Here is a 17263-nt window from a genome sequence, read left to right on the forward strand (position 1 = left end):
ATATTAAAATTAAATGATTCATAAAAATAATATCGGATGGAAATTGATATTTTTTAGCGTATAACAAATAGAGAATAGACTAAGCTGCCAATGTGCAGCTTAATTTTTAGACAAATTAGAGAGAAGCAAACGAGGGGATCATGAAAGCGGCAACCGCATTAATAAACCGCCGCGCTCTGCGACACAACTTGCAACGGGTGAAAGAGATTGCACCCAATAGCCAACTGATTGCAGTTGTTAAAGCAAACGCTTATGGCCATGGGTTAGTTGGAGTGGGAAGTGCAGTGGAAGCGCTGGTGGATGGCTTTGGCGTGGCAAGGTTGAATGAGGCATTGCTACTGCGCCAACATGGCGTTACAAAGCCCGTCGTCTTACTAGAAGGGTTTTTTGAGCAGTCTGACTTAGTATTGATGGCAGAGCACAAAATTGACACCGTTATTCACTGCATCGAACAGCTTGAAATGCTTGAAGCGGCTAAGTTACCACATTCCCTCAAAGTTTGGATGAAATTAGATACAGGGATGCATCGCCTTGGTGTATTACCAAAAGACGCTGAGGCTTTTTATCAACGCCTGCAACGTTGCCAACATGTTGAACTGCCTATTAATATTGTCAGCCATTTCTGTCAAGCTGATGCGCCGCACTTGCCAACAACTCAACGTCAAATCGATTGCTTCAAACAGTTTATTGCAGGCAAAGAAGGCGAAAAATCTATCGCGGCATCCGCAGGTATCCTATTATGGCCTGAAGCTCACTATGACTGGGTTCGTCCAGGAATTATGATGTATGGCGCTTCTCCCCAAGAAGGAAAAAGCGCGGCAGATTTCGGCTTGCAGCCAGTCATGACTTTAAAATCCACCTTAATTGCTGTGAGAGAACATTCAGCAGGCCAATGTGTTGGCTACGGTGAAACGTGGTGCAGTGATCAAGATACTCGCCTTGGGGTTGTTGCCATTGGTTATGGCGATGGCTACCCGCGTAACGTGCCGTCTGGGACGCCAGTATTAATTAATGGGCGAAAAGTGCCGATTATTGGTCGTATTTCGATGGATATGACTGTCGTGGATTTGGGGTTAAATGCCACCGATAAAGTTGGTGATGACGTGGTTTTGTGGGGGAATGGACTGCCAGTTGAAGAAATTGCCGCACAAACGGGTATTATCAACTATGAGTTGCTCACTAAATTGACCTCACGAGTTGCGATGGAATATGTAGACGAATAGTCAACAAAGGGTTATTTTCAAGTAACAACGTAATAACCACGCTGAATAACGCAATGCGCGCTGACATTATCAGTGCCAAATAATGATTAGGAGATGTCCTGTGTTTGAACATGTTGATGCTTATCCGGGCGACCCAATTCTGTCGTTAATGGATGAATTTAATAAAGACACTCGTGATAACAAAATTAATCTGAGTATTGGTCTTTACTACGATGGTGAAGGTAAAACGCCTGAACTGGCAACGGTGGGTACCGCTAAAGCGTCACTAAACAAGTTACCTGCAAGTGCTTCCTTGTATTTACCAATGGAAGGCTTAAAAGATTACCGTCTTGAACTGCAAAAATTGGTATTTGGTGAAGATTGCCCGCTGATTGCACAAGAGCGTATTGCAACAGTGCAAACCATTGGTGGCTCTGGTGCATTAAAAATCGGTGCTGATTTCCTACATCAATACTATCCTGATTCAGAAGTTTGGTGCAGTGACCCAACATGGGAAAATCATGCCTCTATTTTCTCTGGTGCGGGCACAAAAGTTCATTATTACCCATACTTTGATAAAAAAACCAAAGGCGTTAAATTCGATGAAATGCTTGCAACCTTTAAGAAATTGCCAGCAAATAGCATCATTTTAATGCACCCATGTTGCCATAATCCAACGGGTTCTGACTTAACACCGGCGCAGTGGGATGAAGTCACGAAAGTGGCGATTGAACACAAACTGATCCCATTCTTAGATATCGCTTATCAAGGTTTTGCTGAAGGTATCAACGAAGATGCTTACGCGATTAGAGCGATGGTTAAAGCGGGTTTGACCGTGTTTGTCAGCAACTCATTCTCTAAAATCTTTGGTATCTATGGCGAACGTGCGGGTGGATTATCGGTGATTTGTGAAAACACCGATGAGCGCGATCGTGTATTAGGTCAGCTTAAAGCTGGTGTGCGCCGTTTATATTCAAGCCCACCCTCTAATGGGGCAAAAATTGTGGCTGCGGTACTGACCAATAGCGCAGAAAAAGCAAAATGGTTAGCAGAAGTGGAAGAAATGCGTTTACGTATTTTAGACATGCGCACCGTGTTGGTGGATGAGCTGAAAAAAGCGTTACCAACCAAAAACTTCGACCATTTATTGAAACAGCGCGGGATGTTCAGTTATACCGGTTTCACTAAAGAACAAGTGGCTCGTCTAAAAGACGAGTTTGCGGTGTATTTAGTGGGTACGGGCCGAGTATGTATGGCAGGTGTTAACCGCCACAATGTAAAACGTATCGTTGAGGCATTTGCTGCTGTTAGCCAATAGTTAAAGCTAACTCAATGATAAGTAAATAGACGCAGGCTAATCCCTGCGTTTTTTATTACTCGGTTATATTTATGAAACAATTAAGTCTATCTTCTCCTGTTTTATTCCTTGAATTTTTTGTCCGAAAATTTTCCTTTTTTGGTAAAGGTTCTACCCGAGCTCAATTACCTGAAGATGCGTTTTTCTATATGGGAACTTCAAAGGCTAGCCGATATCGTTATTTTGAACGTGTCCACGAAGAATTCATTCAGCGGGATAAATGTTTGCAAGAGTGGGGCTTCAATGCCTATCAACCTATGATTTCATCACAAATGAGTCAAGAGCAACAACAAATTTGGCAATCACCATCAACGCGTGCAATCATGAAATTGACAGGGGAATACTTCCATGAAAATGAATGGGTTAGAGCGAAGAGTGAAACTAAAGTCGCAAAATATTCAGGTGATTGTGACGCGCTGATGTTTGAAAATATTCAGTCATTAGCCCCATACTATTTTGATGTTCATAGCGTGTCGGAACTAGGGGATATTACCACTCACTTCCCACGAAAAACGGTTCCATTGATGATAAAAGCGGGGGAAAGCGTCTGTTTTCTTTGCCGACGAGAAGAGTATGAGTTTATAGGGTGGGGAGGGAAACAACCTATATTGATGGTTATGATGGTGCTCACCTCATTGAGCAAGAATACAAAATTCGAGACTTTAGAAAGAGCCATTTGAGTTTCGAATTGGGCTAATGAATACCCTTGCCAATAACACAAGGGTATTCATAGAATATTAGTAGCCGCGTTCTAAAATCGTCTTTAAGAACCTTGAAGTGTGGGACTTCTCACATTCGGCCACCTCTTCTGGTGTACCCGCGATGAGAATTTCACCGCCGCCGCTACCCCCTTCAGGGCCTAAATCAACAATCCAGTCTGCTGTTTTAATCACATCAAGGTTATGTTCAATGACGACAATGGTATTGCCTTGATCACGTAACTGATGCAGAACGACTAAAAGTTGTTGAATATCAGCAAAGTGTAAGCCTGTCGTTGGTTCATCCAAAATATAAATAGTTTGCCCTGTACCGCGTTTGGAGAGTTCCTTAGCCAGCTTAACACGCTGTGCTTCACCGCCTGATAACGTGGTCGCTGATTGGCCAAGACGAATATAGGATAACCCTACATCCATCAAGGTTTGCAGCTTACGAGCAAGGGCAGGAACCGCATCAAAAAACTCACGGGACTCTTCGATAGTCATATCGAGAACCTCATGAATGCTCTTACCTTTGTATTTGATTTCCAAGGTTTCGCGGTTATAGCGCTTACCTTTACACTGGTCACATGGCACGTAGACATCAGGCAAGAAGTGCATCTCAACCTTGATAACGCCATCACCCTGACAGGCCTCACAGCGCCCGCCTTTCACGTTAAAACTAAAGCGGCCTGGGTTATAACCGCGGGTACGGGACTCTGGCACCCCTGCAAATAACTCACGAACAGGAGTAAACACACCGGTATAGGTCGCAGGGTTAGAGCGCGGTGTTCGCCCTATTGGGCTTTGATCAATATCAATGACTTTATCGAAATGTTCCAAGCCCTCAACATCCAAATAAGGTGCTGGGGTAATGGTGGTTGCCCCATTGAGTTGGCGCTGGGCAATTGGGAATAATGTGTCGTTAATCAGTGTGGATTTACCTGAGCCAGATACGCCCGTAATACAGGTAAATAACCCGACTGGCACTTTTAAAGTCACATTTTTCAGGTTGTTACCTTTTGCGCCAAACACAGTGAGCATTTTGTCTTTATTGACAGGAACTCGCTGTTTCGGAATTTCAATTCGTCGTTCACCGCTTAAGAACTTACCTGTTAAGGAGTCAGGATTCGCAACAATATCTTCTAATGTACCTTGGGCGACAATTTGACCACCATGTACCCCCGCACCTGGGCCAATATCAATCACATGATCAGCGGCGCGAATAGCATCTTCATCGTGCTCTACGACGATCACGGTATTGCCTAAATCACGCAGGTGGATCAAGGTTTCTAACAGGCGATCGTTATCCCGTTGATGCAGGCCAATTGACGGTTCATCAAGCACATACATCACACCCACTAAACCTGCACCAATTTGGCTAGCAAGGCGAATACGCTGTGCTTCACCACCTGATAAGGTATCTGCAGAGCGTGACAAACTTAAGTAGTTTAAGCCAACGTTAACTAAGAATTTAAGGCGGTCACCAATTTCTTTCAGTACTTTTTCAGCAATTTGCGCGCGCTGGCCACTGAGTTTTAAGTTTTGGAAAAACTCCATCGCATGGCCAATACTGTAATCTGCGATTTCAGGTAACGTGGTGTTTTCAACAAATACAAAGCGCGCTTCTTTACGTAAACGCGTTCCATTACAAGAAACACAAGGGCGGTTACTGATATATTTCGCCAGTTCTTCACGAACGGCGGTGGATTCGGTTTCTTTATAACGGCGCTCCATATTATTGAGAACACCTTCGAATGGATGGCGGCGAACGGTAATATCCCCGCGATCATTACGATATTTAAACTCAATGGTTTCTTTGCCTGAACCGTACAAAATGATTTTTTGCACTGCAGGACTGAGTGAATCATAAGGGGCTTCAACATCAAACTTATAGTGCTCAGCCAATGACATTAGCATCTGGAAATAATAAAAGTTACGACGATCCCAGCCGCGAATAGCGCCGCCTGCTAAAGAAATTTCTGTGTTTTGTAACACGCGTTCAGGGTCAAAAAATTGCTGAACGCCTAAACCATCACAGCTTGGGCAAGCCCCAGCTGGGTTATTAAAGGAAAACAGACGCGGTTCTAGTTCCACCATGCTATAGCCACAAACGGAACACGCAAAGTTTGCAGAGAAGACCAGCTCTTCTGCTTGTGGATCGTCCATATCGGCAACAACAGCGGTACCACCAGAAAGCTCTAGCGCGGTTTCAAATGACTCAGCTAAACGTTGCGCGATGTCATCGCGGATTTTAAAGCGATCAACCACGACTTCAATGGTGTGCTTTTTCTGTAATTCGAGTTTAGGGGGATCAGAAAGATCGCAAACTTCCCCGTCAATGCGTGCGCGGATATAACCTTGGCTCGCTAAGTTATCGAGTAATTTAACGTGCTCCCCTTTACGATCTTTGACGACGGGAGCAAGTAACATCATACGGCGATCCATTGGCTGCGCTAAAACATTATCAACCATCTGGCTGACGGTTTGCGCTGCTAATGGAATATCATGATCAGGGCAGCGAGGCTCACCAACCCGCGCAAACAATAACCGCAAATAGTCATGAATTTCAGTGATGGTTCCCACGGTAGAACGTGGGTTATGTGAAGTGGACTTTTGTTCAATCGAAATCGCAGGAGAGAGCCCTTCAATATGGTCTACATCAGGCTTTTCCATTAAGGACAGGAACTGGCGCGCATAGGCAGAAAGTGACTCAACATACCGGCGCTGGCCCTCTGCATACAGGGTATCAAAGGCTAAAGAGGATTTTCCAGAGCCTGACAAACCCGTGATAACAATCAGTTTATCACGAGGAATAACGAGATTGATGTTCTTCAGATTATGCGTGCGTGCGCCGCGGACTTCGATATTATCCATTTACCACTTCCCGGATGATTTGATATTGAACAATCGCAAGCGATCATTATCACATATTTTTCCCTGATTGGATATACAGTACTCGTTATATTTTCTGGCCTGTACCGATTTAAATTCGCTGTGTTGTTGGCTGCGCTTAGTTGCGTAGTAGTAAGCTCCCTACGATGCATTCATTTACCGACTAGCTGTATTCAGAATCGAATGTTTTGAGGTGAAAAATACAAAATTACAAACAAATTCAAGGGGAAAAATAATTTGTAGGAAGGCGTGCTACTGAGAGAATAATTTTGTGTCTATACTGAAAAAAGTGCTCTGGGATTTCACTTAATTTTGGAAAGCGTTTCGCAAGTTTAAATATGCAATTTCAATTGTTGGTGCAAATCAGTTCGGTCATTGGTAAACTTCAAGGCTAATCCAGAGATTAAAATTCAATGCATCAGGAGCAATAAATGGCCAGCAGAGGCGTAAATAAAGTAATTCTTATCGGTAACCTAGGGCAAGATCCTGAAATCCGTTATATGCCTAACGGCGGAGCTGTGGCAAACCTGACTCTGGCAACTTCTGAAAGCTGGCGCGATAAGCAAACTGGCGAGATGCGTGAAAAAACTGAATGGCATCGCGTGGTGATTTTCGGCAAATTAGCTGAAGTTGCAGGTGAATACTTGAAAAAAGGTTCACAAGTCTATATCGAAGGGTCTTTGCAAACGCGCAAATGGCAAGACCAAAGCGGTCAAGATCGCTACACGACGGAAGTGGTTGTGAATATTGGCGGTTCTATGCAAATGTTAGGTGGTCGTGGCGGTGATGCGCCATCACAAGGCCAAGGTGGTCAAGGTGGTTGGGGTCAACCTCAACAGCCACAAGCTGCACAACAATTCAGTGGTGGCGGTGCTGCACCTGCACGCTCACAAGCGCCAGCACCACAAAATAATGAGCCACCAATGGATTTCGATGACGATATTCCGTTTTAATTTGTTATTTTAATAACTATAAATATATAAAAGGCTTCCTCGTGAAGCCTTTATTCTTTTATATTTTAAATATAACTATCAAATAAAAATTTTTTATTAAGATAATAAAATAAAAAATGGTTATAAACCTTAAGGGATTATTAATTTTTTTATCAAAAATAAATAATAAAAAAGCTCCAGTAATTAACTTACTTGGAGCTTTGTATTGAAGGTGGAATAAAAAGGGTAAGTACAAATTTTATTTTCATATTGCGTATCAGGCTACTTTAGGTTCCAGTAGTAAAGGGTCATTCTGACTTTCACTGGAAATTCGGTAGACTGATGGCGACGTACCTAAATAAGCGCGGAATCGCTTTGCAAATGATTGCTGGGAGTCAAATTGGTATTTTAATGCAATATCAATTACTTGTAGTTCTGTGGTGCAGAGGTCTTTTGCTGCTTCACAAATCCGCCTTCGACGAATATATTCACCTAAAGGTATCCCGACAACCTTACGAAACACTCTTTGTAAATGCCATTTTGTATATCCAGATTTTAGTGCAATATCATCCAGTAATAGACGACTGGTTAAGTTCATTTCAATCCAAACTATTATTTCATTAACAACTGTAGATTGAAATTCTGTGTATTTCCCATTATAGGGAACAGGGATTTCTTTATACATAATGTTTTTCCTACGAGTTACTTTTTAATCATATCCTTCATTAAGTAAACAGCCAATAAATAAATACTAAACAAATAGGAATACAGGCTGTTAATTTGTTAAATGACATTAATAGCAAATTTTAATTAATCTCTAACCAGTAGTGTTTGCCTTAAGATAATATATTTATCAGGAATCGAGTAAAACGAGTGATAACTGAACCTCGATCCTACAATAAGCATTACAATCACCAGGATCGAGACAGTTCATACTGATCAGTGTGTTGGAATATATTTTTTAAGTCTCCAAAAGCTGAGCAAAATAGCGATGGAAATTATAATGGATAGTATATTCATCGCTTGCCAGCCAATGGTGAAAAAGAGAATGCCAGCCCCGAGGCTGCCAATGCCGCCAAAAAAGTAGATCAGAAAATCAGTTGTTCCTTGCACTTTTGCTCTTTCATGAACTTCATAGCTGTGGGGCAGTAAATTGGTGGTGCTGATTAAAAGTAAATTCCAAGCTACCCCAACAAAAATACCAGAGAGCAAATAGTGATAAAAACCATTACCTAGTAAATTCATCACAGCAGATAAAATCAATAAAATGATGCCACATAAAATAATGCGTTTTGCCCCTAAATGCTGAATTAATGTCCCTGTGAAAAATGAGGGAGCAAACATACCCAATACGTGAAACTGAAACACGATTGCGATTGATGAAAATGGAAAATCATGTTGCTTCATCGAGAGTGGAATAGAGGCAAAAGTAAAGACGACAATCGCATAACCAATGGCACTCACAATCGCGATTAATTTCAGTATTGGCTGTGAATACAATGCCTTATAGCTTCGTTTAATTAAATTTTCATCGAGTGGTACTTTCACCATTTTTTTCAATGGCACAATGAGCAATAAAATAAATGCGATAACATAAATACCCGCTAACGTAGCAAAAGGGCCTGCAAACGGATATTTTGCAAAAAATCCTTGGGTCATAATAGCCAGTGTTGGGCCAATTAAGGCAGCGGCAATACCACCACTCATCACAAGACCAATCGCTTTAGCGCGCAGTGAAATAGGGGCTTCTTCGATAGCAGCGAAGCGAAATTGTTGTGCAGTGCCAATCGCAATTCCAGTAAAAAATAAACCTAGGGAGAAATAGATTAAATTACTTTCTAAAACCCCAAGAATCGATAATCCAGCACCAATTAGCCCGCCAATGTTCCCGACGATAAACCCAATTCTTCTTGAATATTTTTGCATCAAAAAGGCAATAGGGATTGTTGCGAGTATCAAACCAACATACTGACTTAACAGGGGAATTGTGGCATGTTTTGGGTCAGTTGCTAAGTTTTCGCCAATCACAACAGCAACTGAAAGAACAATGGCATTCCCTGTTATAAATAATGCAAGTGTGGTGGCTAACCACCAAACAGACCTTGGCATAGAGACCTCTTTCTTATAAAAATCAAATAAAATCAATTTATTGAATATGAATTTTGTTCACATCGTCATATTCTTTGGCTCTATGTTAAAACTTCAAGTTAACTTTAAGTCAAGTGATAGGTTGGGGATGTTTTAATAGTTAATTCTGCTTTATTTTGATTTAAATTAAGATGATGGCTCTGATATGGTTGAATGTGATGAGGCTCGCATTTAGGAGGGATGAGAACTGAAAAACGAAAAAATGATTGTCAGAGTAACAAAATTATGTTTTCTTAAAGGGAGTTAAGAAAACAACAAAAAATTAAACAAACAGACTAAAACAGGAAAACCCCGTGAACATGACTTTTAATCACTCAAGCCTACTACTAACCGCGCCACGTGCTGCGGTGGTCGTGCGTGTGGTGGTGGTCGTGGGCTTAGCGCCGTAACGGGTACAAATCAACGCAGATTTAGAAACCCCGCCGGCGCAAACCGAGCGGGGTTTTTTATTCTCTCTCGCTCAAATCCGCAGGCTAGCAAAGGATAATTATGATGAGCGAATCGGGCAACACATCACCACAGAAAACGCGTTTTACGGGCGCAGAATTAATTGTACATTTACTGGAAAAACATGGTATTACCATTGTTTCTGGCATTCCAGGTGGGGCAGCTTTGCCTTTTTATGATGCATTAGGAAAAAGCAAAAAAATTCGCCATATTCTTGCTCGTCATGAGCAAGGGGCGGGTTTTATTGCTCAGGGTATAGCTCGAACAACAGGCAAAGCCGCTGTGTGTATTTCGTCCAGCGGCCCTGGCGCAACCAACTTAGTGACTGCAATTGCTGATGCAAAACTAGATTCTATTCCACTGGTTTGTATTACGGCACAGGTGCCTTCTTCAATGATAGGGACAGATGCATTCCAAGAAGTTGATACTTATGGTATTTCTATTCCAGTTACCAAGCATAACTATTTAGTTCGCAGCATAAATGATTTGCCACAGGTGATTTGCGATGCTTTTCGTATCGCTGAATCAGGCCGTCCAGGGCCAGTTTGGATTGATATACCGAAAGACGTTCAAACCGCGACTATTGAGTTAACCGAGATACCTGACATTTTACCGAAAGATAAAGCGCCAAATTTTGATATGGAAAAAGTACTCCAAGCGGCGCAAATGATCAACGAAGCTAAACGTCCAGTGCTGTATTTTGGCGGTGGTGTTATCAGCTCTGCTTCAACAGAAACGGCGATTGCATTTGCAGAAAAGGCTGCTTTGCCTACAACCATGACCTTGATGGCATTGGGTACTGTGCCTATGCGACATCCTTTGTATTTGGGAATGTTAGGTATGCACGCCGCGGCAAGTACCAATATGGTGATGGAAGAATCAGATTTACTGATTGTTATTGGAGCACGCTTTGATGATAGAGCCATCGGAAAAGCTGAAAAATTTTGCCCTAATGCCAAAATTATTCACGTTGATATTGATAAAGCGGAAATCAGTAAAATTAAGCGTCCAGACATTGCTATCCATGCTGATGCAGGGCAAATTTTGGAATTATTGTTGCCATTGGTTGAGCGAAATACGCGAAATGAATGGCTCAAACGAGTCGATGAGTTAAAAGCAAAATACCCATTAAACTTAAGCGATGCAGATAACCCATTAAACCACTATGGTTTGGTGTTAGCTGCGGCTCGTGCCGCGGGTGAAGAGGCCATTGTCACAACCGATGTTGGTCAGCACCAAATGTGGGCTGCACAAGTTTATCCGTTGTCTCGCCCTCGCCAATGGTTAACTTCAGGCGGTTTAGGCACGATGGGCTTTGGTTTACCTGCTGCGATTGGTGCTGCTTTGGCTGAACCTGAAAAAACCATCGTATGTTTTTCTGGTGATGGTAGCCTGATGATGAATATTCAAGAATTAGCGACAGCAGCTGAACATCAATTAAATATCAAAATCGTTTTAATGAATAACCAAGCGTTAGGTATGGTTCATCAGCAACAAGATTTATTTTTTGAAAACCGTATATTTGCTGCAGCTTATCCGTACCAAACTGACTTTATTAAGATAGCGGCAGGCTTTGGTTTACAAACCTGTGATTTGAATAATGAGGCAGACCCTGCAATGGCACTGGAAGCGGTTATGAATACCAAAGGCCCTTGTTTAATACATGCCCTGATCGATGTGAATCAGAAGGTATATCCAATGGTTCCGCCAGGTGCCGCTAATATTGATATGATTGGAGCGTAATTATGGTACTTGAACACCACCCAATTGCTTTAGAGTTAATTGTGCGTAACCACCCTGGCGTTATGTCTCATATTTGTGGCCTATTTGCTCGTAGAGCATTTAACGTAGATGGCATTCTTTGTATGCCAATTAAAGATAAAGACGAAAGCCGCATTTGGTTATTAGTCCAAAAAGACGAACGCTTATCGCAAATGATTAATCAAGTCGAAAAACTTGAAGATGTTAGGGAAGTACGTTTTAGCGATAATTTACAGCTGTTTGAAACAATGCAAAATTATTTGCAGTAATTCTTAAACTTGGTTTTTCAAATAAGCTCATACTTTGGTATGGGCATATTTTTTAGCCAAATAATGTTGAATCGGGGTTTCTTAAAACGAACGAAAGTGATATAACATCAAAAGATAAACAAATAGTTTCTCAGTTTATGATGAAGAATAAAGGGAACAAAAACGATGCAAAACAATATCTATCTTTCGAATACCTATCAATATGAAGTAGAGACAATGTTAGTTAATACAGGCCATGATGAGGAGGGTGAGTGGATTGCACTTGAAGATAATATTTTTCATCCTCAAGGCGGCGGTCAACCTGCGGACACAGCCTGGGTTAATGAATTTGGTGTTCGGATAAAGAAACACTTGAATGGGTTAATTGTTGCTTATTTACCTGAATGCGCTTCTCTGAATGCTGAGGAAAGGGTTATAGCAAAAGTTGATAGTGAGAAACGCCGACGCTATGCTGCGCTTCATACTGCAGGGCATTTGTTAAATTGGGAATTACGTCGTTTTGGCTGGATGGCACAAAAAGGGCATCATTTCCCAGATGAATCAAGAGTAGAGTTTACTATGATGGAAAATCAAGTAACCCCTTTTGAAGAACTTGATAGCGCTGAAATTGAAGGCATTATCAATCAAAGTTTACAAAGTGCCCGTAAGGTTGATATTAAGCAAAATGGTGAAATGCGGATAAGCTATATCGACCAAACAGAAGATATGCCATGCGGAGGGACGCATGTCGCCTCGTTAGATAATATTTGCCATTTTTCAATTAAGTCGATGAAATTTAAAAAGGGAACGTTACGTATTAGCTATGATGCACAGCATGTTGCAGTTTAAACGCCATCACTAAGATGTGAATATGTCATCACTACAGTTGCTTGAAGTTCACCATCCATACATAAGTAGGAATGTGGAAAATCGCCGCTAAATGCATAAAAATCCCCTGCTTCTAAGACAATATTTTGATCGTTGTTTAAGCGTAACATGAGCGAACCTGAATTAACCATAATATGTTCGTGGGTTCCCGTCATGTGAGCAGGGCTATTAATGATTGCGCCTCGTTTCATGGTTAGCTGCCAGATTTCCGAGATATTTCCCATGCTGATACGAAATTTAAATTGCTGAGAGTACTCGCTTTCATCACTCGGTGTAGATTTTACAAAATAAGGGTAGGCTTCATGTTGACGCGTAAATAAATCGCTTAGCGGAAATCGCAGTGCTATAGCAATGGACTCCAATGTATCGATACGTGGGTTTGAATCCCCAGATTCTAATTTTGAGAGAGCCGCTTTAGATATGCCTGAAAGGCGAGAAAGTTCGTTAAGTGAAAGATTTCTCGCTTGTCTAAGTAAACGAATTTTTTGGCCAATTTTTATATTAATTTTTTTATCCATGTTGTGTCTTTCCTTGAATATTGATCTATTGTGCTAATTCTACATCACTCAGCGAATCAAATCACATACTCTTGGTTATCCATACTATTTCAATGCGTTATTTAATTTTTTGATAGAGATTTGAATTTTTAAAAATGAAAAAAATAAAGCTATTTAATAAATCTGATAATAACTATAGTGAGGGCGTTAAAAACTTTCGGAGTTAAGCGCTATGCCGTTTGAATTATTCTCACCAGAAATGGCGATTTGTTTTACGACGTTGTTGTTTGCCTATATTGTTTTTGGAATGGCGGGCTTTGGGTCTGCACTGATTGCTACACCTGTACTCGCGTTGTATTTACCTCTGAATATGATCGTTCCCATTTTAGCGTTAATTGATTTAACGGCTGCGGTATTAAATTTACTTAAAGATGGAAAAAATGCGGATTATCAGGAAATAAAATGGATTATTCCCCTAATGATAGTGGGAAGTTTAATTGGCGCAGCGATTTTATTAAAAACACGACCAGATATATTAGTTTTGTTATTAGGGCTGTTTGTTATTGGTTATGTGTTAAATGCTTTCTTATCAAAAAAAAACAAAAAACCGTTTTCAAAAGCGCTCGTTGTCCCTTTTAGTTTAATTGGCGGGGTTTTTAGCGCGTTATTTGGGAGCGGTGGTTTTATTTATGCAATGTATTTATCCAGTCGGATTGAAGATAAACAGCGTTTTCGTATCACCCAAATGACACTAATTGGTTTTAGTACGCTAACACGTGTGGTCATTTTTTTGGTTATGGGAGTGTACCTTAACCTTGATACTTTATTGATTGCATTAGCATTCTGTCCAGCAATGTTGCTTGGAACTTGGTTGGGTAGGCACATTACATTAAAAATCACCCGTGAAGCTTTTTTGAAAATTATTAATCTAGTGATTTTAGTTTCAGGCATAGCCTTGTTATATCGATATTTCTTTGTTCTTTAATTATAAATACCCGTTAAAACACAAATTTATTTTTTAAAGATAAATAGCAGAATATAGGCGGCATGCTACAATCACCGCTGGCATTATTAGGTTTATTGATAATGCAGCGGTTTTTTATATTATTAATTATTAATTTTATGGAGTTAAAATCTAATTCTTTGATTAAGTATTTAGATTAATACCAAAATGAGCTCTGATAATCAGTGTTTACACAATTTTCGACATTCCCCTTCATTTGCTATTTTTACGATTACGACCAGTATTGCCGTTATTGGCATCGTCATTGGGTTAAGTATTCCAATGGTAGCTTTGAGATTAAATAACTATGGTGTGAATGAACTCACCATCGGTATTATTTCCGCTGCGCCAGCTTTAGGGATGTTTTTAATCGCGCCTGTTGTACAGCGTATTGTGCAATGGTCAGGCAAGCGCAAAGCGATGTTAATTGCCACCATTATTTCAGGTATTAGCTTATTACCGCTATTAAGTACGCTACCTCTTTGGTTATTATTTCCTTTACGATTGATAACAGGGCTTGCCAGTGGTGTCATGATTTGCTTAGGCGAAACGTGGATTAACGAATTATCGCCTGAAAACAAACGTGGACGGATCCTCGCGATTTATACCACGGTATTTACTGTGAGCCAGCTACTTGGGCCTTCTTTTATTGCTTATTATGGTGTAGAAGATAAATCCCCTTTGCTTATTTGTACCCTTATCCATTTGATTTCGGTTGTGTTATTTATATTAATGGATCAAAAAGTAGGTGATCGATTGTCCGCTACAGCAGAAAAATCAAATTTTTCTATTATCCAGTTTGTGAAAGTTGCGCCTGGAATTTGTGGGGGAATATTATTTTTCGCCTTTTTTGATGGCACGATTTTATCCATGTTCCCTATCTATGGGATGGGGATGGGACACACAGAAGCGGTGGCTGCACTGATGATTAGCGCGATTTTAGCGGGTGATGCAATCATGCAGCTACCTTTTGGCTGGCTTGCTGACAACATGAATCGGGAGAAACTCTATCGGATCTGTGGTGTTGTAACATTGGCAGCTAGTTTCTTATTACCATTTACCATTACTCAGCCTTATTTAATTTGGGTATTGTTGTTTGTATTGGGAGCAACTGCGGGGGCAATTTATACCATTGCGTTGGTGCAGATTGGCCAATATTTTAAAGGGAATGAGCTGATTATTGCGAATGCGGCAGCAGCGATGTTGTGGGGGATTGGTAACTTATCTGGGCCTTTGCTCGCAGGGGTGGCGACATCAATTTCACCATCAGGACTACCTATTTTATTGATTTTGTCTGCGGCTATTTTTTTGTGGTTCACCCGAGCGAAATACAGTGCGCAAGTTACTGAGCAAGCGACATATTAATTTTAGCGGGTGAATTAGCACCCGCCTCACTTTATTCTGTGACTTTATAAACGACTAAATTCTCACGGTATTCATCTGGTCGATGGTTGTGCCAAAAAAGTACCATACCTTGTGGGGCAGGCTTCACTTCTTTTGATAATACGATTAACCAGCGGCAGTGCTCTGGTTTTTGGAACTTATCCTGTCGTTGGTGTAGAACTTTTGTGTAGTAATACAACATTGGCGCTTCTGATTCTCCAATATTATCAGAGGCCATACAATCATCAGCTGTATATTGGCCTACTAAATGCTGTTTTAAATCGACAAAAACCCCTTCAAAACCTTTTGTGTAATCAACCCAACCCAAAAATAAGGTTAAGATCACTCCCCAAACAGTACAGAGCCCGAGTACCCAGTTTTTCATCATTTGAAAAGCGGGGGAAAGGTTTGGAATGATTCGGTTACGCAAGAACCAAACCAGTGTAATCAATACCCCGCAGATGAAAGTGATAGTGGAAAAGGGCATTTGATAACTCATGGGGAGCCAACGGCTAAATAATGTTAAGTATTCTTGATGGTGGCCCGTTAATACGATGAAATAGCTGCCCCATAGAAATGCGACTAAGAATGACCAAAACACAGCAGAGAAACGTGAAATCCCATTGAGAACTTTTTCAGGAATAGCCAAAAGTGCAGGTGTACCAATAATCGCCATTGGTGCGATAAAAGGAAGAAGGTATAGTGCACGGCCAGAGGCAGAAATTTGCAAAAAGACTATGCCTAAGAGCGGGAATAATGTGAGTAAATAGGTGTTAGAAGTCATTAAGCGTTTGATTGGGTGGCGTAAGAAATAAGCGACTGCCAACAAACCCGATGGTAGGGCAAACAATGAAACGGCTGCAGGGATACGTGTTAAATTTGCTTTTGCACCGAGTTTTTCAACAGAAAAGCCAAAAAAGCGACCGATGTTATTTTCCCAAAACCAAACCATAAATAAATCAGGGTGTTGCTGGTAAAGCATGATTGGCCAAGGGAGGATAGCAATAAGCGCCGCTAATCCAGCCGCAAAACTATAGCACCAAAATTGTTTTGTACGGCATTGAGTTAAAAATACAGGGGCTAATAGCAGACAAATCCACAGGACTCCAGGAATAAAGACACCTTTTGAGAGCATCGTTACCACTGTTCCCACGCAGAGCCAAACCGCTGACATTCCCATTTTTTGTTGTTGGATCAACCCTAATAGCCCATAAAGCCCGATTGTTGCACCTGCTACCAGGGCGACATCAGTAAACATATCATGGCTATGGCGGAGGATCCCTGGCGCGCAAGCATACAGTGCAAATGCAATCCAAATACGGATATCAGTAAAGTCCTTTGCAGTAAAAAAGCGGCGAGCTAAGAACACAAAAAATGAAAAGTTAATGACTGAAAAAAATAAGCTGGCAGTTCGTGCCGCATCATAGAGTGGCATAAACCCTGAAAATAAGTGGGAGGTTAGGGTTGCAACCCAATAATAAAGCGGGGGTTTTTCCATAAAAGGCTCACCCGCATTGGTTGGAACTAACCATTTCCCTGTTTCATACATGGTTTGAATAATACCAAAGCTGTAGTTTTCATCTTGTTTCCATGGACTATGACTATAGATACCAGGGAGTAAATATAGGACAAGGAAACTGATAAAAAGTAGTAAAACACCCCGTTGTAATGTGATGGATGGTGTATTTTTATTTGGCATATTCATTTAAGACTTTAGTTCACGGTGATAAAAATAAAATAATAACTACGGTTAATAGTTTTTTAGCTCATATATAAAAATAATATTTACTCATTGACGGATATTTAT

The 17263-nt window shown here is 40.9% G+C and carries 15 protein-coding genes; 10 read left to right on the forward strand and 5 right to left on the reverse strand.

Features of this window, described 5'->3' with window-relative positions; translation table 11 throughout:
- The first annotated feature begins 140 nt into the window (after positions 1-140).
- From alr to AABS66_RS19955, 3 genes are all read left to right on the forward strand, one after another.
- Entirely contained in the window at positions 141-1223 is a 1083-nt protein-coding gene (gene alr / locus AABS66_RS19945) for an alanine racemase (RefSeq protein WP_206086318.1), read from the forward strand.
- A 100-nt stretch (positions 1224-1323) separates the two neighbouring features.
- Positions 1324-2520, forward strand: coding sequence for an aromatic amino acid transaminase (locus AABS66_RS19950; protein WP_430225392.1), 1197 nt, complete (start codon positions 1324-1326; stop codon positions 2518-2520).
- Between the two features lie 71 nt (positions 2521-2591).
- Positions 2592-3239 carry a hypothetical protein gene (locus AABS66_RS19955; protein ID WP_430225393.1) on the forward strand — a complete coding sequence of 216 codons (648 nt, stop codon included), beginning with the start codon at positions 2592-2594 and terminating at the stop codon, positions 3237-3239.
- A 57-nt stretch (positions 3240-3296) separates the two neighbouring features.
- Here AABS66_RS19955 and uvrA read toward each other — a convergent pair whose 3' ends face one another.
- Positions 3297-6131, reverse strand: coding sequence for an excinuclease ABC subunit UvrA (uvrA, locus tag AABS66_RS19960; protein ID WP_272516346.1), 2835 nt, complete (start codon positions 6129-6131; stop codon positions 3297-3299).
- A 449-nt stretch (positions 6132-6580) separates the two neighbouring features.
- Between uvrA and AABS66_RS19965 the strand changes: the two genes are divergently transcribed.
- On the forward strand, positions 6581-7102 hold the full coding sequence (locus AABS66_RS19965) for a single-stranded DNA-binding protein (protein ID WP_206086322.1): 522 nt from the start codon (positions 6581-6583) through the stop codon (positions 7100-7102).
- 256 nt (positions 7103-7358) lie between these two features.
- Here the strand turns inward: AABS66_RS19965 and AABS66_RS19970 are convergent, their stop codons facing one another.
- Together AABS66_RS19970 and AABS66_RS19975 are read right to left on the reverse strand one after the other, a co-directional pair.
- On the reverse strand, positions 7359-7766 hold the full coding sequence (locus AABS66_RS19970; RefSeq protein ID WP_430225394.1) for a helix-turn-helix domain-containing protein: 408 nt from the start codon (positions 7764-7766) through the stop codon (positions 7359-7361).
- 254 nt (positions 7767-8020) lie between these two features.
- Positions 8021-9190 carry an MFS transporter gene (locus AABS66_RS19975; protein WP_404462276.1) on the reverse strand — a complete coding sequence of 390 codons (1170 nt, stop codon included), beginning with the start codon at positions 9188-9190 and terminating at the stop codon, positions 8021-8023.
- Positions 9191-9528: 338 nt separating this feature from the next.
- Here AABS66_RS19975 and ivbL point away from each other — a divergent pair, with 338 nt between their 5' ends.
- From ivbL to AABS66_RS19995, 4 genes are all read left to right on the forward strand, one after another.
- Positions 9529-9618, forward strand: a complete 90-nt coding sequence (gene ivbL / locus AABS66_RS19980) for an ilvB operon leader peptide IvbL (protein WP_272681679.1) — start codon at positions 9529-9531, stop codon at positions 9616-9618.
- 103 nt (positions 9619-9721) lie between these two features.
- A complete protein-coding gene (gene ilvB, locus AABS66_RS19985; RefSeq protein WP_430225401.1) occupies positions 9722-11419 on the forward strand; it encodes an acetolactate synthase large subunit in 1698 nt (565 codons plus the stop codon).
- Positions 11420-11421: 2 nt separating this feature from the next.
- Entirely contained in the window at positions 11422-11706 is a 285-nt protein-coding gene (gene ilvN / locus AABS66_RS19990; RefSeq protein WP_047756595.1) for an acetolactate synthase small subunit, read from the forward strand.
- A 165-nt stretch (positions 11707-11871) separates the two neighbouring features.
- Positions 11872-12534: a hypothetical protein gene (locus AABS66_RS19995; RefSeq protein WP_430225395.1), complete on the forward strand. Its 663-nt coding sequence runs from the start codon at positions 11872-11874 to the stop codon at positions 12532-12534.
- On the opposite strand, the gene AABS66_RS20000 is transcribed toward AABS66_RS19995, so the two are convergent.
- Positions 12531-13091 carry a helix-turn-helix domain-containing protein gene (locus tag AABS66_RS20000; RefSeq protein WP_206086326.1) on the reverse strand — a complete coding sequence of 187 codons (561 nt, stop codon included), beginning with the start codon at positions 13089-13091 and terminating at the stop codon, positions 12531-12533. The genes AABS66_RS19995 and AABS66_RS20000 overlap by 4 nt on opposite strands.
- Before the next feature lie 211 nt (positions 13092-13302).
- Here AABS66_RS20000 and AABS66_RS20005 point away from each other — a divergent pair, with 211 nt between their 5' ends.
- Positions 13303-14055: a sulfite exporter TauE/SafE family protein gene (locus AABS66_RS20005; RefSeq protein ID WP_206086327.1), complete on the forward strand. Its 753-nt coding sequence runs from the start codon at positions 13303-13305 to the stop codon at positions 14053-14055.
- A gap of 186 nt (positions 14056-14241) precedes the next feature.
- The gene (locus tag AABS66_RS20010; protein WP_430225396.1) at positions 14242-15438 is read left to right on the forward strand and encodes an MFS transporter; all 1197 of its coding nucleotides are present in this window, start codon (positions 14242-14244) and stop codon (positions 15436-15438) included.
- A gap of 31 nt (positions 15439-15469) precedes the next feature.
- On the opposite strand, the gene AABS66_RS20015 is transcribed toward AABS66_RS20010, so the two are convergent.
- Positions 15470-17155: an ArnT family glycosyltransferase gene (locus AABS66_RS20015; RefSeq protein WP_430225402.1), complete on the reverse strand. Its 1686-nt coding sequence runs from the start codon at positions 17153-17155 to the stop codon at positions 15470-15472.
- Positions 17156-17263 lie beyond the last annotated feature (108 nt).

The organism is Providencia sp. SP181 (assembly GCF_050446505.1).
GTDB lineage: Bacteria > Pseudomonadota > Gammaproteobacteria > Enterobacterales > Enterobacteriaceae > Providencia > Providencia vermicola.

Bases quoted from the DNA above. Each gene is read 5' to 3' on its own strand.
- ivbL (WP_272681679.1), top strand. From the start codon at position 9,529: ATGACTTTTAATCACTCAAGCCTACTACTAACCGCGCCACGTGCTGCG.
- alr (WP_206086318.1), top strand. From the start codon at position 141: ATGAAAGCGGCAACCGCATTAATAAACCGCCGCGCTCTGCGACACAAC.
- ilvN (WP_047756595.1), top strand. From the start codon at position 11,422: ATGGTACTTGAACACCACCCAATTGCTTTAGAGTTAATTGTGCGTAAC.
- AABS66_RS19965 (WP_206086322.1), top strand. From the start codon at position 6,581: ATGGCCAGCAGAGGCGTAAATAAAGTAATTCTTATCGGTAACCTAGGG.
- AABS66_RS20010 (WP_430225396.1), top strand. From the start codon at position 14,242: ATGAGCTCTGATAATCAGTGTTTACACAATTTTCGACATTCCCCTTCA.
- ilvB (WP_430225401.1), top strand. From the start codon at position 9,722: ATGAGCGAATCGGGCAACACATCACCACAGAAAACGCGTTTTACGGGC.
- AABS66_RS20000 (WP_206086326.1), bottom strand. From the start codon at position 13,091: ATGGATAAAAAAATTAATATAAAAATTGGCCAAAAAATTCGTTTACTT.
- AABS66_RS19995 (WP_430225395.1), top strand. From the start codon at position 11,872: ATGCAAAACAATATCTATCTTTCGAATACCTATCAATATGAAGTAGAG.
- AABS66_RS20015 (WP_430225402.1), bottom strand. From the start codon at position 17,155: ATGCCAAATAAAAATACACCATCCATCACATTACAACGGGGTGTTTTA.
- AABS66_RS19970 (WP_430225394.1), bottom strand. From the start codon at position 7,766: ATGTATAAAGAAATCCCTGTTCCCTATAATGGGAAATACACAGAATTT.
- AABS66_RS20005 (WP_206086327.1), top strand. From the start codon at position 13,303: ATGCCGTTTGAATTATTCTCACCAGAAATGGCGATTTGTTTTACGACG.
- AABS66_RS19975 (WP_404462276.1), bottom strand. From the start codon at position 9,190: ATGCCAAGGTCTGTTTGGTGGTTAGCCACCACACTTGCATTATTTATA.
- AABS66_RS19955 (WP_430225393.1), top strand. From the start codon at position 2,592: ATGAAACAATTAAGTCTATCTTCTCCTGTTTTATTCCTTGAATTTTTT.
- uvrA (WP_272516346.1), bottom strand. From the start codon at position 6,131: ATGGATAATATCGAAGTCCGCGGCGCACGCACGCATAATCTGAAGAAC.